Genomic DNA, 24,000 nt, shown 5'->3' on the forward strand with positions numbered 1-24,000 from the left:
TAGATATGAATGTTTGTAAGTTAGGTTTGTCGATAGCCATGCTCCTTAGCGGGGGCATGGCTTTCGCACAAGGCACAGTGGATGATTATAACCGTGCCTACGCATTAAGAGAGAAATTCAGTGCCAACAAAGTTTTCTACTCCAACGTCACGCCGCAATGGATAGAAGGCACACATCAGTTCTGGTATGTACGCAATACGCCCGAAGGCCGTATCTACGTATCGGTGAACGCAGACAAGAAAAACAGAAAGGAGTTGTTCGACCACAAGCGTCTGTCAAGCGCACTGAGCAACGCATCCGGCAAAGAAGTAAAGCCCGAGACAATCCAACTGGAACGGTTACGGGTGAACCCGAGCTTAGATACGCTTCGTTTTGTATTTGGCAATCAGCGCTGGATGTACGCCACCCGCAAAAATCAGTTGGTAAATGAAGGCAACCTGCCCGGCCGCAATGCACCACAGAAACACTGGATGGAACGGGATGACGAAAAAGAAACCGCTCCCGTAACTTCACCCGATGGAAAGTATACCGCCTATATCAAAAATCAGAATGTATATGTGAAGGAACTTACCACCGGAAAAGAGAAGCAGTTGAGCCTTGACGGTACACTCAGCAACTACTACTCAGCTTATATCCGCTGGTCTCCGGACAGCAAGAAAGTGGCATCCTGCAAAATCCGCCCGGTAGAGAAACGATATGTATACTATGTAGAGTCTTCTCCGGCGGATCAGCTCCAACCGAAACTGCACAAGCAGGAATATGCCAAACCGGGAGACGAACTTCCTTTCAAGATACCTTGCATTTATGAAGTTGAAACAGGACGAGGTATCATCCCCAGCACCGACCTCTTCGACCGGCAGTATGAAATATACGGCCCCGAATGGAACCCGGACAGCCGTTCTGTTACCTTCGAGTACAACCAGCGCGGACATCAGGCATATCGTGTACTTGAACTCTCTGCCGAGACAGGCGCCGTGCGTCCTCTGATAGAAGAAACCAGTGACAAGTACGTGAACTATACCCGCCGCTTCCGCCACGACCTGAGGGACAACAAGCACATCATCTGGATGAGCGAACGGGACAACTGGAACCACCTGTACATGTACGACCGCACTACCGCACAGCCCGTCCATCAGATAACCCGCGGCGAATGGTATGTGCGCGAAGTGCTCCGCGTAGACGAGGACAACCGGCAGATTTATTTCTCCGCCAACGGTGTGCAGCCGGGCGAAGATCCTTACCTCATCCGCTACTACCGCATCGGCTTCGATGGCAAAGGATTCACCTGCCTCACTCCCGAAGAAGGTATGCACCGGGCCTGGTTCTCACCGGACATGAATTATCTGGTAGACGTTTACTCTATGGTAAACAAAGCCCCCGTTGCCGTATTGCGCAGTGCCGAAGACGGCAAAGTGGTGATGCCGCTGGAGACAGCCGATATCAGTCGTCTGGAAGCAGAAGGTTGGAAAGCCCCCGAAGTATTTACAGCCAAGGGCCGCGACGGGAAAACGGACATGTGGGGATTGATTGTACGCCCTACCAATTTCGACCCGAACCGGAAGTACCCGGTGATCGAATATATCTACCAAGGCCCCGGCGATCAATATGTGCCCAAAACCTTCATTCCGTACAATTGGTACATGACTTCCCTTGCCGAACTCGGCTTTATCGTCGTCATGGTAGATGGAATGGGAACCTCATTCCGCTCACGTGAATTTGAAAACGTATGCTACAAGAATCTGAAAGATGCAGGACTTCCCGATCACATCTCCTGGATTAAAGCTGCCGGAGAGAAGTATCCGTATATGGATATGGACCGCGTAGGCATCTATGGCTGTTCCGCCGGAGGCCAGGAATCCACCACTGCCGTGCTGCTGCATCCCGAATTCTACAAAGCCGCTTATTCCGCCTGTGGCTGCCACGACAACCGCATGGATAAAATCTGGTGGAACGAACTCTGGCTGGGATATCCCGTAGGAGATCAATATAAGGAAGGATCGAATGTAGAGAATGCCCATCTGCTGAGTCGCCCCCTGATGCTGGTGGTAGGCGAACTGGACGATAATGTAGATCCTGCCTCAACCATGCAGGTGGTGAACGCACTGATAAAAGCCAACAAAGATTTTGAATTGGTAGTGATTCCCGGTGCACACCACACGATGGGAGAAGATTTCGGGGAACATAAACGCTATGATTTCTTTGTACGCCATCTGATGGGGGGAAACCCGCCGAAGTGGGAAGAGGTGAAGAAGTGATAAAGTGATAGGGTGATAGAGTGCTTATCACTTTACCACCCTATCACTCTACCCCTTCAGTCGCATAATGAACTTACTTCCTTTCCCCAATTCGCTTTCCACCGTCAATGTTCCCCCATGTGCCTCCACAAAGTCTTTTGAAATGGAAAGTCCCAGTCCACTGCCTTGCACCTTTGTGCCGGGCACACGGAAATAACGGTCGAAGATACTCTGATGATAACGGGGATCGATACCTTTACCGAAATCCTGCACATACAGTTCAACAAAGTCTCCCTCACGCTTGGCACCAATAACGACACGTCCGTTTTCTTTTGAATAACGGACTGCATTGCTCAGAAGATTCGTCAATACCCAGGCTATCTTCTCACTATCCACAAACAGTTTCGGCATTTTTTCCTCCGGATACTCCACTTCTATCTGGATGCCGAACTTATCCGCCTGAACCTGATTGGCTTTAATGGCATATTCTATAAGTTCGATAGGCTTGGTTATCTTCGGCATCATCTGGAGCTTGCCGGCTTCTACTTGTGTCATATTCAGGAGTTCACCGGTGATACCCAGCAGGCGGTCGGCATTCTCTTTAATGCTTTTCGATAATTGTTCCTGCTCATCATTCAAAGCTCCTACCCGCTTGTCTTCCAACAACTGCAAACTCATAAGAATAGCTGAGATAGGCGTTTTCAGTTCATGGGAGATGGTGGAGATAAAGGTTGTTTTGGCAGAATCCAACTCTTTAAATTCGGTGATATTCTTCAGCAGGATCACATCACCCAGATTCTGCGGTTCATCCGTATCGGCATCCGTATTCATAATGGTGATGTAAGAAGCCTGAAAATAGCTTTCCTTATTATCCGCATAGATTTTCAAGGGTTCTTTCTTCTCACCCGGAGTAATCAGTTCCCGAACCAGACGACGAAGGAGATCATTCTTTAAGGACAGTTCCTCGGCAGAGTGGCGGATTACATCTTCACGTTTCAGATTCAATACGGTAAGTGCTTCTTTATTGATAAAGAGTATTTCATGCTCACAATTCAGACCGATAATAGGTTCATGGATACTGTTCACAACGGCTTCAAGAAACTTCTTGGCAGAAAGAATATCGTTCAGCGTACTGGCACGATATTCAGTCAGGCGCTCGGCCATACTGTTGAAGCTATCGGCCACCTGGCGGAATTCCTCGTGTCCGCTCATATCCAAACGTTTCTCATAGTTATGATTGGCGATTTCAAGGATGCCACGCGTCAGTTCCTGGATAGGCTTGTTGATGGAACGGGGAAGCCAGACCAGCAACACGATACTGGCAAGAATGCAAATAGCACCTGTAACGGAAATCCACAGCAAAGCACGTTCCAGTCCGGGCATGGCGGCAGGACTGTCCGGTTCGGTGGCTGTCAGTATCTGAAGATTCACTACGGAGAGAGCAACCAGCAGAATGATCATACCAGCCAGAATGCCTACACTGAGTATTAATTTAGTACGAATATTCATAATGCACTGATGAATTAAATTTTATGCAAGTATAATCAAATCTATGTTTGCTTGCGCCAATTCGCTCACAAATTTTCTGTATTTCAACACCATGAACAAGGATTGCGGAAAGCGGAAAGCAGGACTTCCCATGCAAACCGTCGTAATTTGCCGCTCTTTACAGGCCCGTACCACGGCATCCAGCACGTCCCGGGACTGTACCTGGAGAACTTCACCATCCAACTCAGTAACCAGTTTGAAGTGGTTCAGCAGATAACGCTGGCTTGCCAGGTCGATGCGGTCGGCACTCTCGCGGGGCGTCTGCACATACAGGGCAATGAAAGAAGTATTGTAGCGGGTAGCCAGCCGTGCCGCCTTACGGATGATGCGCCGTGGCGTCTTCTCATGACTGCTGATGCATGCCAGAAACTTCTCGTGCCGGACGCCTACGCTCGAAATGACGACTTCGTTCTCCACCTTCTTCTCCACTCGCAGGGCTACTTCCTTCAAGGCCAGTTCACGGAGTTGGAGGATGTTCTCGGTCCGGAAGAAGTTGGTCAGTGCCGTCTGCACCTTCTCCGGGCGATAAATCTTGCCGGCTTTCAGACGGGTTATCAGTTCTTCGGCAGTCAGGTCGATGTTCACCACCTCGTCCGCTTCCTGAAGGACACTGTCGGGGATGCGCTCTTTGACTTCGATGCCGGAGATGCCTTGCACTTCTTCGTTCACGCTCTCGATGTGCTGGATGTTGACGGCGGAAATCACGTTGATGCCTTCGTCCAAAAGGTCCATCACGTCCTGCCAACGCTTTTCGTTACGACTGCCTTCTACGTTGGTATGCGCCAGTTCGTCCACGATGACTATTTCGGGATGGATGCGGATGATACCCTCCAAATCCATTTCTTCCAGTTCCTTGCCTTTGTAGAATATCCGGCGGCGGGGGATGACGGGCAGGCCTGCAAGGAGAGCTTCCGTCCCGGCACGTCCGTGGGTTTCGATGTAGCCGATTTGCACGTCTACGCCGTTGTCCAGCAGGTCGTGGGCTTCCTGGAGCATCCGGTAAGACTTGCCCACACCGGCTATCATGCCGATGTAAATCTTGAACTTGCCACGACGGGATTTCTTTATCAGGTCGAGGAAGTGTTGCACGTTTTGTTCTCTGTCCATACCTTTAAGTAGTTATCATTATGGGTTAGCTGGGATTGGTAAGTGAGTTGGCATATCATCAATACGGATGATGGGTATCATCAATACGGATGATGAGTACCATCAATACGGATGATGGGTATAATCAATGCCAATGATTCCTACAATCAATGCCAATGATTCCCACAATCAATGCCAATGATTCTATGCTAAGTCATAGAGACAAGATACCTCTGTCACTTACATTAAGGCTTTAAGGTTATACCAAAGACTAAGTGGGTATCTTCCAAACAAGGATTCCAGATAGCCTGTGCAAATATAGGCAATGAAAACGAGTCTGTTATCCTGATAGCCGTAGTAGCTTTCAATGCTACATTGGTAAAGGCAAAACCGGAGTTTCCATATCCTACCGTATAAGTTTCATAAGGAACGAATCCTACGGTTGCATTCAAACCTACCGACTTCACGCTGAACGGATAGTTCAGTTCACAATAGGAAGAATAGTTTTGCGCGCCTTCCTCATTTTTATCGGCTCCCGCAAACATGGTGTACCAAGCTATGGACAGGGGAAACTTCTCGCAAGGCAACGTATAGGCCAGACCAGCTTCAAAGAAATGTGCCGTCTCATGACTTTTGAAGTTGAAATACTGCCGGGCACCCTGTCCCGCCCACCAAAGGCTTGCCACAGACAGTGACAGACCGGACTCGCCGAATGCGTAAGCTGCCGTCAGGTCTATTTCCTTGTTTGCCTGGCCTTCGGTAGATTTATAACCGTCGAAGTCCGTGGAACCCCACGCAGTCAGAGAAAAGCTGCCGATGCCGAAACCCAGTGTAGGTTGGAAGCTGGCTCCCGTCTGATATACGCCGCGCCAGACGTAAGAGCTTACTAAATCACCCTGCACGGTAAATTCCTGTGCCTTCACATCATTTGTCCCGAAAAAACATGCAGCAACAATGGCTGCTATTACAAAAAACGTTCTTTTTACTTGTTTCATAATTCATTCAATCTTTAAAATACAATCTTTTAAAAAGAGAGAGGCGTGTCTCCGTTCACCCTGTTTTTAGACATCACCATGGCAAAATATGAACGGAGCCTGTCCGCCTCTCTGTGAGATACAAGATACGAGCTACAAGCTACGAGTGACGAGTACCTTTCGGCATGATAGCCGGGCGAATAATTATTCGCCCACAAGTATAGCGCAGCAACTTGTAACCTGTAGCTTGTAGCTTAACTACTTATTTGCCTCTTCGAGTGCAATGTTCAGTTTCAGCACATTCACTTTCTCCGTACCGAAAAGGCCGAGAAGCGGTTTCTGTACTGCATTGTCTACGAGAGTCTTTACTTGTGCCTCATCCATGCCACATGCCTGGGCTACGCGTTTCACCTGTACATAAGCACTGGCGGGAGTGATATCCGGATCAAGCCCCGAAGCACTGGCTGTCACCATTTCAGCCGGAACGTCCTTGCGTTGCAGATAGGGATGGTGCACCAGGAAAGTATCAATACGGGCTTCTACTTCCGAAAGATATTCTTCGTTGGTAGGGCCTTTGTTGCTACCGGAAGAACTGGTAGCATCGTAACCGTCACCGGCATGGGAAGGGCGTCCCCAGAAGTAGATGTCTTTTGTGAACATCTGTCCTACATTAGCGGCACCGACCACCTTACCATCCAGAGTCGCTACTTCCGCATTACCCTTATTTGGACCTGCCACCTGGGCAAATATCCACAGGATAAGGATATAGAATACAGAGAAAAACACGCAAAAAGCAAGTGTTATTTTGAGGGATTTCAATAAAGTTTTCATTATCTTGTTATTTATTAAAAGAATAAACTGACCACCATATCTATTAATTTAATTCCGATAAAGGGTGCAATGACACCGCCTAAGCCATAAATCAGCAAGTTGCGGCGAAGCAATGCACTGGCACCAATCGGTTTATACTGTACTCCTTTCAGTGCCAACGGAATCAATATAGGAATAATGACAGCGTTAAAGATTATAGCTGAAAGGATGGCTGACTCAGGACTATGCAGCCCCATGACGTTCAGCGGTGCTAACTGAGGGATGGCTACCATAAACAAAGCGGGAATAATCGCAAAGTATTTAGCCACGTCATTTGCTATAGAGAACGTGGTCAATGTACCGCGCGTCATCAACAACTGTTTACCGATTTCCACAATTTCAATCAGCTTCGTAGGATCATTGTCCAAGTCCACCATATTACCGGCTTCCTTTGCAGCCTGCGTACCGCTATTCATAGCAACGCCCACATTTGCCTGTGCCAATGCCGGAGCATCATTTGTACCGTCTCCCATCATTGCCACCAGCTTACCGGATTGTTGCTCTTTCTTGATATATTCCATCTTGTCTTCCGGCCGGGCCTCAGCAATAAAATCATCCACACCGGCCTTTTCTGCGATGTACTTTGCCGTCAGCGGGTTATCTCCGGTCACCATTACCGTCTTCACTCCCATCTTGCGAAGGCGTTCGAAACGTTCCTGAATACCCGGTTTGATGATATCCTGCAACTCAATAACGCCAGCCACCTGCCGGTTGACACACACTACCAACGGTGTACCGCCGTTACTTGAAATTGCAGCAATCACATCTTCCACCTCTTTCGGGAAACTGTTTCCGGCACTCTCCACAATCTTACGGATAGCATCGAAAGCACCTTTACGTATCTGAGTACCATTTTGTAAATCCACGCCTGAACACTTTGTTTCGGCAGTGAACTTAATCATCCGGGCACCCGTAGTATTCAGGTCACGCATACGGCGACCTGTTTCCCGTCCCAGTTCTATAATTGATTTACCTTCCGGCGTTTCATCGGAGATGGAGGACAGCAGGCAAGCCTCAATAAAATCACGTTCGTCCACACCGGGAGCTGCATAGAACTTCGTGGCTTTACGGTTACCGATTGTAATAGTTCCCGTCTTATCCAACAGTAACGTATCAATATCACCGGCCGTTTCCACCGCCTTACCCGATTTCGTTATCACATTGGCACGAAGCGCACGGTCCATACCTGCAATGCCGATAGCGGAAAGCAGACCACCGATTGTCGTCGGTATCAGACAGACAAACAGGGAGAGAATAGCTGCAATCGAGATGTACGTTCCCGGATGATCTATGTTCGTATAGTCCGCCATCGGAATCAGCGTGACGCAAACAATCACGAATACCAGTGTGAAACCGGCCAGCAAGATAGTCAACGCTATTTCATTCGGTGTTTTTTTCCGGGTAGCGCCTTCCACCAGGGCAATCATCTTGTCGAGGAAGCTCTCACCCTGTTGTTGGGTTACCAATACCTTTATCTTATCAGAAAGTACCTTCGTACCACCGGTTACAGAACTTTTATCTCCACCCGCCTCACGGATTACCGGGGCAGATTCGCCTGTGATGGCACTTTCGTCAATGGAAGCCAATCCTTCTACAATCTCACCGTCAGCCGGAATCGTATCACCGGCTTCGCAAATAAAGTAATCACCTTTCTTCAGGCGTGCACTACTGATATTGCAGACTTTGCCATCAATCAGGATTTTAGCGGGAGTCTCCTCACGCGTCTTGCGCAGGCTGTCGGCCTGGGCCTTACCACGAGCCTCGGCAATGGCCTCAGCGAAGTTGGCGAACAGCAGAGTAACAAAGAGAACGACGAACACCAGGAAGTTGTACCCGAATGTTCCATATTCCGTAGTCCCCAGCGATAGGATGCAGACCACCAGCATCACCAGCGTCACAAGCTCCACCGTAAACATAATCGGATTCTTAATCATCACCCGTGGATCCAACTTCACGAATGATTGCTTCAAGCTTTCCATAACTTGCTCCTTTTGAAACAAAGAAGCTGATTTCTTATCTTTCATATCTTTCTTTTTCTACTACTTACAAACTAAAATGTTCAGCAATCGTACTCAACGCATGCACCGGGAAGAATGACAGGGCAGCTACAATGAAAATAACCGCGAAAGTCATCACAGCAAATGTAACCGTATCCGTCTTCAGTGTACCGGCACTTTCCGGGATGAACTTCTTCTGCGCCAGCAAACCGGCAATGGCCACCTGCCCTACAATCGGGATAAAACGGCTCAGAATAAGTACCCAACCGCAAGCGTAGTTCCAGAAATAAGTATTATCTCCCAGTCCCTCGAAGCCGGACCCGTTATTAGCTGCACACGACGTAAACTCATACAATTGCTCGCTCAGCCCGTGGAAACCAGGATTATTCAGCCAACCGCCCTCGCTTGCCACGAAGTCGGGATGATGGGCAAACAGATACGTGGACAGAGCCGTTCCTACCAGAATCACAAACGGATGAAGCAACGCCACAACAGTCGCAATCTTCATTTCGCGTGCTTCCACCTTCTTACCGAGGAACTCCGGTGTACGCCCCACCATCAGTCCGCTGATAAACACGGCTATAATTATAAATGTATAGTAGTTCATCCAACCTACCCCGACACCACCGAACCAAGTGTTAATCTGCATATTCAGCATCTCCATCAGTCCGCTGAGCGGCATCGTAGAGTCGTGCATACCATTCACCGAACCATTGGAAGTGACGGTGGTCGTAATACTCCACAAGGCTGTTGCAGCAGCACCAAGCCGCACCTCTTTTCCCTCCATCGCTCCGCCATCCTGCGCAATACCCAGTTCGTCAATACGCGGGTTACCGTTCATCTCCTGATAGACATTGATGCCGACACCCGCCAGATAGGCAAAGAGCATTACACCGAATATACTATAAGCCAGTTTCTTACGATTGGAATAGAAACCGAGTGCGAAAACCATTGCCATCGGTATGATAAGGATAGACCAACATTCTACCATATTGGACAGATACGTAGGATTCTCCAACGGATGCGAAGAGTTTACACCGAAATAACCGCCACCATTGGTACCCAGTTGCTTGATGGGCACGATGGCAGCCGCAGGTCCCTGCGATACCAGTTGTTCCTGTCCTTCGAGCGTGGTCACCTCCATCTTGCCGTCAAAGCCCATCGGAGTACCTTCTATAATAAGGATGAAACCCACAATCAGCGAAAGTGGCAACAGGATACGTGTACTACTCAATACAAGGAAGTTCCAGAAGTTACCTATTGTCTTCGTTGTCTTTGCGGAGATGGACTTCATGATACCTGCCATAGCCGCCATACCCGTTGCCGCCGTAATAAACTGGAAGAGCATGATGACAAATAACTGCGTAAAATAAGTCAATCCACTTTCACCGGAATAGTGCTGCAAGTTACAGTTCACCATAAAACTGATGCAGGTATTGAATGCCTGATCCGGTGTCTGCGGCCCGTTACCGTCGGGATTCAAAGGCAGCCAGTGCTGAGTAACCAGCAGCACCATGCCCCACACAAACCAGAAAGCATTCAGTATCAGCAATGCTTTCAGGAACTGTTTCCAGTTCATCTCCTCGGCAGGGTTGATGCCACACACTTTAAAAATAAGTCTCTCAATCGGCTTCATGAAGTCCGACCATGTCTTTTGTCCTTTATAGACCTTTGCAATATATTTTCCCAACGGGTAAGCCAGTACCACCATCAGGACTATTTGCAGGACTACACCTAAAATCTCTGTGTTCATTTCTCTAATTCATTAATAGAATGATACCTTAATTGTCAATTATCCATTGTCAATTGACTAAAACTTCTCCGGTTTTACGAGCACATACATCAAATACCCGAAAACCGCAATACCTAATACAAATAATGTTGTGTACATAATTCTCTCTCCTTCTTAAATCTTTTCAAACCAATCCACACATTTCCAGAACAGCCCGAAAGCGAGCAACCCGCTCAACAGGCAGAAAATAAATGAAATCGTTATTCCCATGTCTTTTACCTTTTTAAAATTGATACTATTATTTCATCGTGTTTAGGTATGCCAATTGCGTGCCAGACATGCAGAAAAGTACATAACAGTCTAATATCCAAGATCGTGAGGGTTACAAACAGAAAAGTATAAAACATAAATACCCTTTCATTTTGAAAGGGTATTTATCAAAATAGGGCGAGATGATGAGTATTAAAGAGAAATGAGAATGTATTTAATCGGGACACTCTTCATGTATCAACCTTTCCATCGCATCAATAAATGCTTCTGCCCGTGGGCGAAGTGTGTCCACTAAAGCAAGGTCACAATAAGCAAAATCACTATAATCACTTGCTTGACGTTTTTCAAACAACAAACTGAAGGTTGCTCCATAGTCCAAACTCAAACGTCCGGTACGAACAAAATGCATGGAAAGTTGTGTTTTCACACCATTATGTGTATTAGCCTCTATTTCATAATGCAATAACAAGGCAGAAGCTGCGTAATAACAAGCATAATAAAGGCGGTTTACAGCAGCATTATAATACCCGCCCCCGGTATTATAATCAGCCTCTTTCAGAGTTTCGTAAGCACGTTCCAAACGGTAGTTCACAATGGCAGAACGGCTTTCTGCATCCAGTTTCTCCTTCATAGCACTACCCCTTCCTTCATTACATTAATGCTAAACGGCGTGGTAAATCTTTCCCATACATGACGTAACATCACCATAGGACTGATAATGACACCTGTCTCCACTTCTACCTCATACAAATAACGAGCTATTTCCAGTTCACGTTCAGGAGCCAGTTTTTCTTCATCAAGCAAGATAAGCAAGTCAATGTCTGAGTCGTGACGAGCATCACCACGGGCCTCGGAACCATAAAGAATGGTCTTCGCATCGGGAGCAATATGATGCATCACTTCTGCAATACGACGGACAAGATCAGGTCGTTTCATTAGCTTTCCTCCTATTCATAATTATAATCTCTTATCTCTTTCAGTTGAACAATACAAAGATAGCAATGTTTTCCGAAAAGCCCACCGCTACATACCCCGAAATACAACTCAGATTTTATATTCCTCTATCTTCCTGTACAGCGTTGTCAACCCGATTTTCAGTAGCCGAGCCGCTTCCGTCTTGTTGCCTTTCGTGTACTCCAGCACCCGGGCGATGTGCCGCCTCTCCATGGCCGAAAGTTCAAAACTGCCGGGAGTCTCCTCGTCCGACTGTTCGTAGTGGGCATTCTGAATGTCGAGCGGCAGGTCGGCAATAGTCAGCTGTTCCCCTTCGCAAACAATGAGGCTGCGCTCTATCACATTGCGGAGTTCACGGATGTTCCCTTTCCACGGTTGCAGTTCAAGCGTAGTGAGAAATTCGGGAGTAATCTCGGTTATCGAACGGGCCAGTTGCACGGAGAAGTTCTTCACGAAAGCCTTTGCCAACAGGCGGATGTCCCCCGCACGCTCACGCAATGGCGGCAAGTGCACCTGGAACACCGAAAGGCGATAGAACAAATCTTCACGGAAACGCCCTTTGGCTATTTCTTCGGGCAGATTGCGGTTGGTTGCCGCAATGATACGCACGTTGACGCGTGTCGGCTTGGTATCGCCTATCTTGATATATTCGCCTGTTTCGAGGATGCGCAGCAACTTCGCTTGCAGTTCAAAGGCCATCTCACCTATTTCATCCAGGAAAATCGTTCCATTGTTCGCTTCCTCAAAAAGCCCTTTCTTATCTTTCAGCGCCCCGGTAAACGAACCTGCCTTGTGCCCGAACATCTCGCTCTCCAGCAGCTCCTTGCTGAACGAGGAACAGTTCACCGCAACGAAATTCTGCCGTGCACGCTTGCTACTGTAATGGATGGCCTGCGCAAACACCTCCTTGCCTGTTCCCGTCTCTCCGGTCAGCAACACGGGTACATCGGTCACCGACACTTTCTGCGCCAGCGACACAGCATCTTTCAAAGATTTGGACTCTCCCAGGATAGAATCGAAAGAGTACGCCTGCCCCACCTTCTTCTCAAGCTTTTCAAGACGGGCATTCATTGCGGCCTTCTCTACCGCACGGCTGACGAGGGGAATAATCTTGTTATTGTCATCTCCTTTGGTGATATAGTCGAAAGCCCCGTTCTTGATGGCTTGTACGCCATCGGGGATATTGCCGTGGGCCGTCAGGAGAATGACTTCCACATTGGGCGCAGCTTTCTTGATAGCCAGCACCAGATCCACCCCGTTCCCGTCGGGCAGGAAAACATCACACAAAGCTACATCGGGACTTTGCAATTCCAACTGTTTCAGGGCAGCCCTGCAATCACCAGCCTGACAGACTTCATATCCCTCCAACTCCATCATACGCGCCAAAAGGGTACGGATTTGCATCTCGTCATCAACGATTAAAATCTTACTCATATCTTATTCGGATAAGTGTTTAAACTGATAATGCTAAAAACAGGGTGTGCAAATATAAAGCTTTTCCCGAATACGAGCGGCACATCTTTTGAACTTTTATAGTAGAGAGCCTGAAAGCCCCGTAACTGATTTCATCGCTTAACTCCATTAGTACAAGGAGATAAGGGCAGAAAAGAGAGAACAGGCAGCGGGGGAGTTTCCTTTCCATTTTGATAAAACCATTCTGAAATGGCAAGGAGGCTTCACAAGAGGATTTGATTAATAACTTAAAAAAGAAGAATATGGAAATCTACAAATTCGATGGAAACGCAACCGCATCCGTAAGAGGTATGCAACATGTGGCAAAACTGATTCAAGACAATACGTCTAAAATAGTCGTACTGTCCGCTCCCAAAGATGTCACCAAACATTTGGGCGAGGTAGCCGCCAACTTCTTCAACCGGAACATAGAGGAAGCACACGACAAAATAACCCGGCTGGAATTCCAGTTCATTGACTTTGCCAATGAACTACTTACGGACGACACTATCAAGCACGAAGCCATCCGGGGCATTCTCGACTGTTTCCAGGCAATATGGAAATACAGCATGGAGCCTTTCTACGCTACCGACGAAAAGGAAATCCTGGCACAAGGCGAGTTACTGACATCCACCTTACTGGGATTCTACTTGCAGGAACAGGGAGTGGACAACAGCGTGATTTGTGCCTTCGACTTCATACGCACCGGCATGAACGGGGAAGCGGATGAGGAATATATCAGCCGGAAGGTGAAAGAGATATGTAAATCATACCCCGATACGCATCTGTTTCTCACACAGGGAAGCATTTGCAGGAATGCCTTTGGTGAGACCGATTGTCTGAAACAAGGCGGAAGCGACTACACCGCCGCCCTGATAGGGACAGCCATACAGGCGGAGGAAATACGGATATGGACAGATGTCGATATACACAGCAACGACACACTGGTAGTGAAAGATGCCGACACGATAAAGAACCTGAGTTTCAGTGAAGCCGAACGGCTCATCTACTTCAATCCCCAGATACTGCACCCGCTTTGTCTGGCTACGGCATGGAAAGAGAATATTCCCATCCGTTTGCTCAACCTGGTGAACCCGGCATCAGAAGGGACTTATATATCCGCCAACAGATTGAACGGGAACATGGTGAAGGCAGTCGCCACCAAAGATTCTATCACATACATCCGGTTCGAATCGAACCACACGCTCCGGCCTTATATGTTTATCAGCAAGATTTTCGATATCTTCGCCAAATACAAGACGATGCCCTGTCTGTTGACTTCATCCAACGATAACATATCCGTAGCCACGGATGACGGGAACTTCCTTTCGCTCATCCTGCGGGAACTGAATAAGTATGCCCGGATATGGGTGGAAGATAAGATGAGTATCATTTCTGTGGTAGGAAACATGAAGTCATCGTGCATCGAAACCGAAGCGCGGATTATGGATGCGTTGAAGAATATTCCGCTGAAGATGATTTCTTACGGAAGCGATGAGAATGATGTGTCGTTGGTGGTCAAGGCAACGGACAAGGTGGAAGCACTCCGGTTGCTTGACGAGAAGTTGCTGAAGAAGGAGTGGCTTAAGAAGGCGTCTTGAATATATTCTCTATATAACCCGTTGGCGGAATTAATTCATAATCGCTCAGAAAAGAAGGAAAGGAGTGATAAGGTGGTAAGGTGATAGGGTGATAAAGTAGCTGCGCTATATATCACAGAGCGTTATCCCGTTATCACTTTATCACTCTACCACCTTATCACATTTAGTTCATATCCCGTCTGAAAGAAATCAACCCGCACCTAAAAGAAATTATTCCGTATTTCTTTCGCAATATAGCGCCCCATCAACTCCTGCCCTTCTTTATCGGGATGTAAGCCATCGCGCAGATAGCGTCCCCTGCCCGAAGGCTGTTCGAATTTCCCGGTTATACCGCTATTAGAGTAGCAATCTATCAGTTGTACGGAGAGAGTACGGCAGATTTCACGCAGAATGGCAATCTTCTCCAGATTACGTTCATTGCGGGTTACATCACCGGTTTGAATAGGGGTACAAACAAAAACACGACATTTGGGATAATGCTCCAAAATGGTCTGTATGGCCCAGCGGGCACCGCCTGCCATAGTGGTAACGTCCACTTCAGCAAGAGTCTTACCTTTCAGAGCTTCCTCGGCAGAGCCAAGATTCTTGTCATTTGTCCCCATAGAAAAGACAAAGACATCGGGAGCCGGATATTGCCCGCTCTCTACCTCGGCTATGAACTTCTGGATATGGACTTTAGAGACATTGTTGTGGCGCATTTGCAATTCACGCTTATCTTCAGTAGGCTGCCAGCCATTGGATATTCCGGCAAAACCGGCACTTCCGTAATCCTGAGTATCGGGATGGCACGCCCACGTCGCAGAACCTACCGCTACATTATGATGGGTGGCAAATCCAAGTAGATCGACCACCGTCTTCGACCATTGTTCACCCGCCGTGATGCTGTTCCCATCACAACCGAAATTCATCTTACTGAAATCAGGATAAAGGGACTGCGCCTGCAACGCAATCCCTATCCACAGCACAACACAAAGTCCAATCAATCTTCTCATTCCAAACATCTAAAATAGTTATGAAATAACCTCTAAACCACTTATGAAAAACGTTCCATTATCTCCATGCACATACGTCCGTTATGATACGGGCATTTCCAAAATCCGGCCTTGTCATCTTCGGTATTCACCGTGCCGTCGGCATGCACGCTCCAATGCCATTCGCCGTTCCGGTAATCTACCAGATGCCTCTTGATGAAGTCCCAGCAATGAAAAGCCTTGCGCAATGCCACTTCATCTTCAAAATGTTGGTAAAGATTAACGTGTCCCACCACATTCTCTGCCTGCACCCACCAATGGCGGTCGGTATCGGCCTTCTGTCTATCCGGGAAAGTCTCATAAATCATGGCACCGTCAGGCGTCAATCCTTCACCGGCGGCAGCGGCGATAAACTCAACCAGCGGTTCCACTTTTTCCAGTAAAGTTTTATCAGCCAGTATCAAAGCGGCTTCATGTATCAGCCAGGAAGCTTCTATATCGTGTCCGTAGGAAACAATGCGATACTTACTCCGCCAATTGTCATCGAAGAACAATTCCAGATGTCCAGTCTCAGGATTAAGAATCCGGTCCGTGAATAATTCTATCAAATTGCGGAGTTGCTTCTTGAGGCGATCATCTTTCCATACACGGTACAGATTGGTATAAGGCTCCAGGATATGCAGATGGGTGTTCATGGTCTTACGTTCGTTCTCGTCTTTATCGCTAAGTCGCATATCGGCAATCTCTCCCCACTGGCGGGTAAGAGCCTCACAATAGCCATTCTTCACAGAATCGAAGCTATGCTTTTCGATATCCTCGAACAGGCGGACGGCATATTCCAAAGCCTCAGCATCACCCGTGGCACGATGATATTCGCTCAGCCCGTAGATAGCAAAGCCGATGGCATAGATTTGTTTCTTCGTATCTAACGGGCGGCCTTCGTAATCAAGCGACCAGTAGACGCCGCCGAACTCGCGGTCATAGAAATGATCTATCACATAGCGTTTGGCACGCGTTGCCGCAGACAAGTATTCTTCCTTCTTCAGCAAACGGTAGGCTGCCGAGAAAGTCCAGAGAATACGGGCATTCAATACAGCCCCTTTTTCTGTTTCCGGCATCAGGATTCCGGTTCCCGTGATGCGGCCATAGAAGCCACCGTTCGCCTTGTCTGTCATCTTGTTCAGCCAAAAAGGAAGAATGTTGGCTGTCAACTCTTCTTCCATCTCTTTTCGCAGATTCGTGATGTTCATAAGATTTTGTTTTTAGTTTACTTATACTCCGAGTATTTTGCGAATAGGCAAATACGTATTGTGCAGATCGGCAAACGCAGATTGTGCAGACCGGCAAACACGTATTGTATAATCCTCAATCTGTTGCACGTACTTTTTTCAGCTTCTCGTTAATCTCCTCCACGCGCTTCTTCGTCAACGGATAGAAGTACACGACTATCATTGCCATCACAGCCACAGCGGCAGGTATCCAGCTCATTAGCAGGTTCAATCCCGTCAATGCTTCCGCTGTTTGCACGGCACCCTCAGCCGTATTATAACCGAAAGATGCCAATATCCACATCACAGCCGCCCCGCCCATAGCGCCGCCAAACTTCTGCGCCATCGACGAAGATGAGAATATAAGCCCAGTCGAAGCCGTCCCGTCTTTCAGTTCGGCATAGTCCGAAACGTCGGCATACATACTCCATATCAACGGTGAAACGATACCCGTACAAATAGATATGACGATTTGCATAATCAGCATCATCCAGAAGCCCGCCGGTGTGCAAGGCAGATAGAAGAACAGAATGCTCAATACCGCCAGTGCCGCCATCGTGGCGATATAGGTGGATTTCTTGCCCAGTCCGCGCGAAAGGGGAACTGCCAGCACTACCCCTATCATATTAGAAACTTCACCCACTCCGAGGAATAACCCGGCATAGAACAAAATAGTGAAGTCACCCAGGTTCAGGAATATACTGTCACCTATATAATCTTTGAAGAAATAAGCAGCCGTAGCGCCACGCACCGTATTAAACAAGTTAGAACACAATGCCGCACCTATCAGCAACCACCAAGGCACGTTGGCAAGCAACGACTTGAAGTCCTTCCCGATGGAAACCGTAGATACGCTCTTCACGTACTCCCTCGTCATGCTGAAACATAGCAGGAACACGACGAAGCACAACGCAGCAATCACAATCATGGAATATTGCCAACTGACGGTCACCGAACCGGTCATCTCCCTGAACCACGTGCAAAGCGGCTCCCAGGCAAACAAGGCTATGAAACTACCACCGTATGCAAAGAACATCCGGTAGGAAGAGAACACCGTCTTCGTGTCCGAGTCATCCGTCATCACCCCCAGCATAGCCCCGTATGGAACATTGATAGCTGTATAAACCGTCATCATCAGAATGTAAGTGACGTATGCCCAAATGAGTTTCCCCGTAGGCCCGAAGTCGGGAGTGGTAAACATCAATATACCGCAGACGGCAAACGGAAGAGAAATCCACAGCAGATAAGGACGGTATTTTCCCCATCGCGTATGGGTTCGGTCGGCAATGATGCCCATCATCGGGTCGGACACCGCATCCCAAATGCGCGTTACCAACAGCAGGACGCCCGTATCAGCCAGACTCAGCCCGTATATATTAGAATAGAATATAGGCAGATAATAGGAGAATATCTTCCAGAACATAGAGGAAGACATATCGCCAAAGCCATAACCAATTTTCTCTTTTAGTGTTGCCATACTATTAAATTAAAGATTTATAACCATGCGCACGCGAAACTTAAAAACCGTGTCCGAATGCCTTCTCGGCGGGGGTGGAATCAGTCGTATACTGAATAGGGTTCAGTCGTATAGTGAACCCTATTCAGTATACGACTGAAATAGGTTCAATAACGGCTTGATGCCACCGCAAAGATATTTATTTCCGCATGAGTTGCAAATTATTACTAATAAGTTTCTTCAGCGTCTCCACCGAAGCCGAAGAGGACAATCCGTCCACCGGCGTATTCATGCAGTAATCCGCCAGCTTGTCCACCGTAGAAGTGGCTACGTGCATCCGCGTGTCCGACGAGGCATAATAGATGAACACCTTGCCGTCTTCATCCGCAATCCAGCCATTGGTAAAGAGCACATTGCTTACGTCGCCGATACGTTCCTCTCCCTCAGGAGCCATGAAGTAACCTCCAGGGGTGGCTATCAGGCGTGTAGGATCGTCCAGGGCGGTCATATACATATAGAGCACATAACGCAGTCCGGCAGCGCAGGCACGCACCCCATGAGCCAGGTGCAACCAGCCTTTCTCCGTCTTTATCGGATGCGGGCCCTCACCGTTCTTTACCTCCTTGATGGTGTGGTAGTAACGTTGGTCGATGATGGTTTCCTCTTTCACCTCCGCATGTGTCATGTCGTCTACCAAGGCCCAGCCTATGCCGCCGCCGCTTCCGGCATCAATAAATCCATCCTGCGGACGGGTATAAAGGGCATATTTGCCTTCTACAAATTCGGGATGAAGCACCACATTACGTTGCTGGCTCTTAGTCTTCAGGTCGGGCAGACGCTCCCAAGTCTTCAAATCACGGGTACGTGCAATGCCTGCCGTAGCCGTTGCCGAGGATAAATCGCCCGCGGGGGCATTGTCATCATGACGCTCGGCACAGAAGATACCATAAATCCATCCGTCTTCATGGGCGGTGAGGCGCATATCATAGACATTGGTAGCCGGTATCACATCTTCGGGCATCGTGACGGGATAATCCCAGAAGCGGAAGTTATCCACACCGTTAGGACTTTCCGCCACGGCAAAGAACGACTTACGGTCGGCCCCCTCCATGCGCAGCAACAGCAGGTATTTGCCGTTCCACTTGATGGCGCCGGAGTTGAGGGCGGCATTCATGCCGATGCGCTCCATTAGGTAAGGATTGGAAGCTTCATTTAAATCATAACGCCAGAAGACAGGAGTATGCGCCGCCGTCACTACCGGATATTTGTAGCGGGTGAAGATGCCGTTGCCTCCCTCCATGGGTTCATTCTTTCTCGCAATCAGCTCCTCGTGTTCCTGAAAGAGTTTGTTTACCTTATCATTAAAAGTTTCCATATTGATTGTCTTTTTCTTATTTATACAAAGAGTTTACGTCGTTCGCAAAAAGAGTTTTAGGATGATTGTAGAAGTCTACAAAGTCTTCGGCAGAGACTTGCCCCGGATAGGGAGCGTAGAAATGGGTGACACGCTCGCGGGCATTGCGCCACACCAGTACGTAGGCTATCGGATATTTCTCCACAGCCGGGAGCAGGGTTCCGGTCCACCATTTCGAATCGGGAATGCCTTCGTATCCGGTCTCGGTGATGGCAATGATTTTATGGTGTGCTTTGCCGATACTGTCTATAATGGCAAGAGACTTTTCAAGATTGGCAATATATCCATCACGATCGGACTGGTATGTATCGAAGCCAATCACATCTATCAAATCATCACCCGGATAACGCTTCAGATATTGCGCCGTATCCTGCGGTTCACTGCCCGGAGAGTAGGCATAAAGCACATTATTCACTCCGTTATCGTGAAGCGCATCTGCCGTCATGTGCCAAAGTTGCTTGTACTCCTCGGGCGTACAGAGTTTCTCGCCCCACCAGAACCAACTACCGGTATGTTCGTGCCACGGGCGGAAAAGTACCGGCACCTTCACTCCGCCTTCCGTTTGCAGGGAGTTGATAAAAGTGCTCAGTTTCTCTAACCAGCCGACAAACTTCTCATGATTCGCTCCACCAGGAAGGATGGATTTCACAACTGTAGTATCTGATACATCCCACGCGTCTCCTCCTGTCTTCGGATTGCGCAGATGCCAGCTCAAAGAGGACAACCCGCCTCTCTTATACTGGTTCAATATCTCTTTCTTTATTTTACTGAAGGGGACATTGTCCAGACTCGCCGTGTCTCCCAGCTCGATGTGCCCCAGGTCGAAGCTGATAACCGCAGGGTAATCTCCGCAGACGCTCTTTACATCGGAGCGTCCTTCGTCACCATCCCAGCCGATACCGTAGTTGGTGTCGTCGTGATGACCGAACATGAAGCCGCGGGCTGATACTTTTTTAAGATTGGCAAGCAACTGCTCCGTTTCGGCAGTGCGCGTAGGGGCGCCCTCGTCTTTTTGAGACTTCTGCGCCGGGCCACATGCCATAAGAGAGCTTGAAGCCAATATCATGGTTATTAATCTAAGTGTTTTCATATTTATCAATGGTCTATTCATTTCACTTCACAAAGATAGCGGAATGACTGTTCATATTCTGATACAATTTTATCCTATACCTTACTTATTCTACTCGGAATAAAATCACCGGAGTGCTACTTGAACGAAGGCAAATCTTCACGAGCTACCACATAATCCTTGCTCATGGCATCCTTCCACCAGGCAGTATCGGCATGTTCGTGCCCATCCAGGCCGGTTGCATTATACTGATACCAAGGCATAAAGAAAGACCAGCGTGCGCCTGCGCTCCATTGAGAAGAAACAGTGGCAACACTTCCACACTCACTCAAGGCCACCGGTTTGCCGGAATAAGTCGCCTTGATTGAACTGTACTGGGCTGCATTGGCTGCTCCATCCTTCTGATTGTAAATATCACGGCCTACGATGTCCACATAGTCATCTCCCGGATAGAAATCAGCGTCTTTCGTCTGTGTAGTCCATACCCATATCAAGTTGTTTATGCCCTTCTCCTTAAAGAAGTTGAACATGTAAATCCACAGTTTCTTGTAGGCATCGGCACCATCATATCCCCACCAGAACCAGACCTTTCCACCTGTATATTCATAGGTGTTGCCGGCAGCCTCGTGCAGCGGACGCCAGATTAGGGGTATGTTCTTATCTTGCAACAGTTTCAGATAACCGGCCATTTTCTCCAGATCTGCCTTCACCACTTCGTTCTCCCAAGTGCCGTCTACCGTGGCATTGCTTGCACTGAAGGTGGTTGTCCAGTTGCCGTCGCTATTCTTGTTCCCGTCTCCGGGGGTACACGTATATTCTACACCGTTCTTTACGTTAGGCACATTCCAATGCCAGCCCGCTCCTATCAGCCCGCCTGCATCCCACCAATCTTTTGCAACTTTGATGTCGCCATAATCTATCCAGTCCGCCGGTGAAGCAAAAAGATGCAAATAGTCAAAGAATGCAATGGCAGGATATTTTCCGGTAGCCTGCTTTACAAGCTCTGCCTCGGCTATATTCCAGTTAACGTTGGCCATTGCTCCGGACAGCACCTTCTCTCCGTAGATGCTAAACAGGTAATCATAAACTTTCTGAGCCTGTGGCAATGGATTGGGAGTGCATAATTTGGCAATGGGTGGACCGGCAGCTTCGGCTGTACTAAAGGAAATGGTTGTTCGGGGAGCTTCTACTCCTGCGAGCCCCAATACAGCTCCTTGCGATACTACCAACTCATAAGTTTTGCCATTCTCCAGACCGGTAATCAGAATAGTCGCCTTTGTCAAGTAGACAGACACTTCGGAAACCGTAGCACCTGCTATGGTTATTTTGCTGCGGGCATCAGCAGGGAGTGTTAGTCTCTGGTCATAGGTGAGTACAACAGTCAAATTGCCGGCAGACAAGTTCTTCTCCCCATTCACCGGACTGCTCTCCAGCAGGCGGGGTGCATCCGGAACCGGGGTATCCGGAGAATCACTGCCGCCGCAAGAACAGAGAAGAGTATAGAAACCAAGAACAGTCACTATATTACATAAAGAACAAAATAGTTCTTTAGACTTCGTTACAAATCGCGTGATAATATTCATTATACAAATTATTATTTCTTCGGATCTAAACGAAGATTGTCAATACATAAGCCTTGAGGTATCTTATCTCCATATAAGCCATTGTTCAGCTTACCTATCTCCAAGTCACCCACCAAGTCGGCACTCAAGTCGGAAATGTTGCGGGATACGGTTATCCATTTCCCGTCCGTGGTTTCCGGGAAGAGGCCGGGGCCTACCCAAAGCCATTTGTCTGCCAAGACAATCTGCATGGCAGCCTCCGAAGCTCCTACTGTGCCGGCATCAATCTTGAGGTCGAACTTAATGACATAGTTCTCAATGCCAGATACAGTGCCAATATCCTGATGGTTACAGTTCAAAAGCCATCCGTCAAGAGGTTTCACCAAATGGAGATATACATTGCCTTTATCGTCTACGGGGAACTCAGTAGCCTCAGCATCCGACCAGCTATTATCCCAGGAAGAGTTATGACCGTCATGCTCTTCAAAGTCATTCAACATAATTGTCTGCGGAGTAATCGGGTCGGTAAGTTCTTCATCTCCCCCTGGTACCCATACAGAAGTAAACAGCGAAACTTTCTGAATTAAATAGTTCTGTCCGCTAACAATCAAACCGGACTCTTGCAACTGCAACAGTATCTCTTCTGTAACCGTCTGCTCGTAATATCCGATGCCTACCATTCCAGTGATATCGAAGTATTCAAGCTCAGGCAGTAATCCCGCCCAAGTACTTCCATTCTTCAATGAACCCTGAGCATTATCGCCACAATCGGAGATATATACGCGAATCAAGTCATCCAACTTGGCATCGGCAAAAGCAGTGGCTGCTATCTGCAGAGAGTTGGCCCATGAACCTACATCAACAGGCTCTCCGGAATAAACAGGTACCTCTTGCTGTACCCACGAACCGCCACCGGAACCTTTCTGAATGTCTATTGCAGGCAAAGACATCTCTGTACCGTTCTTAAAACTTATCGTCACCTGCACGGCTTCGCCTACAGGTGTATCCTGAGGTAATGTCAACTTAATGGCAGTATTCGACTTACGCGTCATTTCGAGCGCATGAATAGCCAGGCTATTATCGCCCAAAGTAAACACAACATCTTCCACAAGTAACAAGTCCTTACCGTTTATCGTCATGCCGGTGCCGGTCATAGCTCCATCTTTTTCTGTGAACTGATAAGACAAGAAAGCAGGGTTTGCTTCGCGTATCGTCTGGCGACTTGCCACTTCCACATTCCCGGACTTCAAGACAAGAGCAGATTCTACCTCACTTACTCCTGCGGGTGTAATCACTTTCAAAGTACGTTCATCTACTTTGGTTATCTCACCGGTTGTTACCCCACCGGGGAAGACGACTTCATTGACTGTTTCCAATGCCGTACCCGTAACCGTAACCTCTACTCCTTCCATCACAATGGTCGGATAGAAGGACGCTACGGATAATGACTGTGCCCCTATCACTTCCTCATCAGAACAGGAACCTAAATAGACACATGCAAAAACCAGTGCAGTTAGATTATATATGATTCTTTTCATGTTC

At 48.0% G+C, this 24,000-nt stretch carries 19 protein-coding genes; 2 read left to right on the forward strand and 17 right to left on the reverse strand.

Features of this window, described 5'->3' with window-relative positions:
* The first annotated feature begins 5 nt into the window (after nucleotides 1–5).
* A complete protein-coding gene (locus QZ135_RS07580; RefSeq protein WP_044267420.1) occupies nucleotides 6–2,255 on the forward strand; it encodes a S9 family peptidase in 2,250 nt (749 codons plus the stop codon).
* A 48-nt stretch (nucleotides 2,256–2,303) separates the two neighbouring features.
* Here QZ135_RS07580 and QZ135_RS07585 read toward each other — a convergent pair whose 3' ends face one another.
* From QZ135_RS07585 to QZ135_RS07625, 10 genes are all read right to left on the reverse strand, one after another.
* Nucleotides 2,304–3,743, reverse strand: coding sequence for an ATP-binding protein (locus QZ135_RS07585; protein WP_294607415.1), 1,440 nt, complete (start codon nucleotides 3,741–3,743; stop codon nucleotides 2,304–2,306).
* Nucleotides 3,744–3,764: 21 nt separating this feature from the next.
* Nucleotides 3,765–4,889: a hypothetical protein gene (locus QZ135_RS07590; RefSeq protein ID WP_009129358.1), complete on the reverse strand. Its 1,125-nt coding sequence runs from the start codon at nucleotides 4,887–4,889 to the stop codon at nucleotides 3,765–3,767.
* Nucleotides 4,890–5,113: 224 nt separating this feature from the next.
* Nucleotides 5,114–5,863 (reverse strand): hypothetical protein, encoded by a 750-nt coding sequence (locus QZ135_RS07595; protein ID WP_044267425.1) that lies wholly within the window; start codon nucleotides 5,861–5,863, stop codon nucleotides 5,114–5,116.
* Between the two features lie 237 nt (nucleotides 5,864–6,100).
* Nucleotides 6,101–6,673, reverse strand: a complete 573-nt coding sequence (locus tag QZ135_RS07600; protein WP_294607420.1) for a K(+)-transporting ATPase subunit C — start codon at nucleotides 6,671–6,673, stop codon at nucleotides 6,101–6,103.
* A 14-nt stretch (nucleotides 6,674–6,687) separates the two neighbouring features.
* Entirely contained in the window at nucleotides 6,688–8,736 is a 2,049-nt protein-coding gene (kdpB, locus tag QZ135_RS07605) for a potassium-transporting ATPase subunit KdpB (RefSeq protein ID WP_294607422.1), read from the reverse strand.
* 19 nt (nucleotides 8,737–8,755) lie between these two features.
* Nucleotides 8,756–10,462, reverse strand: coding sequence for a potassium-transporting ATPase subunit KdpA (gene kdpA / locus QZ135_RS07610; protein WP_294607425.1), 1,707 nt, complete (start codon nucleotides 10,460–10,462; stop codon nucleotides 8,756–8,758).
* Between the two features lie 57 nt (nucleotides 10,463–10,519).
* Nucleotides 10,520–10,600, reverse strand: a complete 81-nt coding sequence (locus tag QZ135_RS24905; protein WP_074435147.1) for a potassium-transporting ATPase subunit F — start codon at nucleotides 10,598–10,600, stop codon at nucleotides 10,520–10,522.
* Between the two features lie 325 nt (nucleotides 10,601–10,925).
* The gene (locus QZ135_RS07615; RefSeq protein ID WP_044267432.1) at nucleotides 10,926–11,342 is read right to left on the reverse strand and encodes a HEPN domain-containing protein; all 417 of its coding nucleotides are present in this window, start codon (nucleotides 11,340–11,342) and stop codon (nucleotides 10,926–10,928) included.
* Entirely contained in the window at nucleotides 11,339–11,647 is a 309-nt protein-coding gene (locus tag QZ135_RS07620) for a nucleotidyltransferase domain-containing protein (protein WP_044267434.1), read from the reverse strand. The genes QZ135_RS07615 and QZ135_RS07620 overlap by 4 nt, the downstream gene beginning before the upstream one ends.
* Nucleotides 11,648–11,755: 108 nt before the next feature.
* Nucleotides 11,756–13,099 (reverse strand): sigma-54 dependent transcriptional regulator, encoded by a 1,344-nt coding sequence (locus QZ135_RS07625; RefSeq protein ID WP_294607431.1) that lies wholly within the window; start codon nucleotides 13,097–13,099, stop codon nucleotides 11,756–11,758.
* A 281-nt stretch (nucleotides 13,100–13,380) separates the two neighbouring features.
* Here QZ135_RS07625 and QZ135_RS07630 point away from each other — a divergent pair, with 281 nt between their 5' ends.
* Nucleotides 13,381–14,718 (forward strand): aspartate kinase, encoded by a 1,338-nt coding sequence (locus QZ135_RS07630; RefSeq protein WP_294607433.1) that lies wholly within the window; start codon nucleotides 13,381–13,383, stop codon nucleotides 14,716–14,718.
* A gap of 200 nt (nucleotides 14,719–14,918) precedes the next feature.
* Here the strand turns inward: QZ135_RS07630 and QZ135_RS07635 are convergent, their stop codons facing one another.
* From QZ135_RS07635 to QZ135_RS07665, 7 genes are all read right to left on the reverse strand, one after another.
* Nucleotides 14,919–15,710 (reverse strand): GDSL-type esterase/lipase family protein, encoded by a 792-nt coding sequence (locus QZ135_RS07635; protein WP_227087845.1) that lies wholly within the window; start codon nucleotides 15,708–15,710, stop codon nucleotides 14,919–14,921.
* A gap of 41 nt (nucleotides 15,711–15,751) precedes the next feature.
* Nucleotides 15,752–16,939 carry an AGE family epimerase/isomerase gene (locus QZ135_RS07640; protein ID WP_294607438.1) on the reverse strand — a complete coding sequence of 396 codons (1,188 nt, stop codon included), beginning with the start codon at nucleotides 16,937–16,939 and terminating at the stop codon, nucleotides 15,752–15,754.
* A 115-nt stretch (nucleotides 16,940–17,054) separates the two neighbouring features.
* Nucleotides 17,055–18,434 (reverse strand): MFS transporter, encoded by a 1,380-nt coding sequence (locus QZ135_RS07645; protein ID WP_294607442.1) that lies wholly within the window; start codon nucleotides 18,432–18,434, stop codon nucleotides 17,055–17,057.
* A 178-nt stretch (nucleotides 18,435–18,612) separates the two neighbouring features.
* Complete coding sequence (locus QZ135_RS07650; protein ID WP_294607445.1) at nucleotides 18,613–19,788, reverse strand: glycosidase; 1,176 nt, start codon at nucleotides 19,786–19,788, stop codon at nucleotides 18,613–18,615.
* A 16-nt stretch (nucleotides 19,789–19,804) separates the two neighbouring features.
* Nucleotides 19,805–20,917: a glycosyl hydrolase gene (locus tag QZ135_RS07655; protein ID WP_294607448.1), complete on the reverse strand. Its 1,113-nt coding sequence runs from the start codon at nucleotides 20,915–20,917 to the stop codon at nucleotides 19,805–19,807.
* Between the two features lie 116 nt (nucleotides 20,918–21,033).
* Entirely contained in the window at nucleotides 21,034–22,479 is a 1,446-nt protein-coding gene (locus tag QZ135_RS07660) for a glycosyl hydrolase (protein ID WP_294607451.1), read from the reverse strand.
* A gap of 11 nt (nucleotides 22,480–22,490) precedes the next feature.
* Nucleotides 22,491–23,996 (reverse strand): glycan-binding surface protein, encoded by a 1,506-nt coding sequence (locus QZ135_RS07665; protein ID WP_294607453.1) that lies wholly within the window; start codon nucleotides 23,994–23,996, stop codon nucleotides 22,491–22,493.
* Nucleotides 23,997–24,000: the final 4 nt, after the last annotated feature.

The sequence above is a fragment of the uncultured Bacteroides sp. genome, from assembly GCF_905207245.1.
GTDB lineage: Bacteria > Bacteroidota > Bacteroidia > Bacteroidales > Bacteroidaceae > Bacteroides.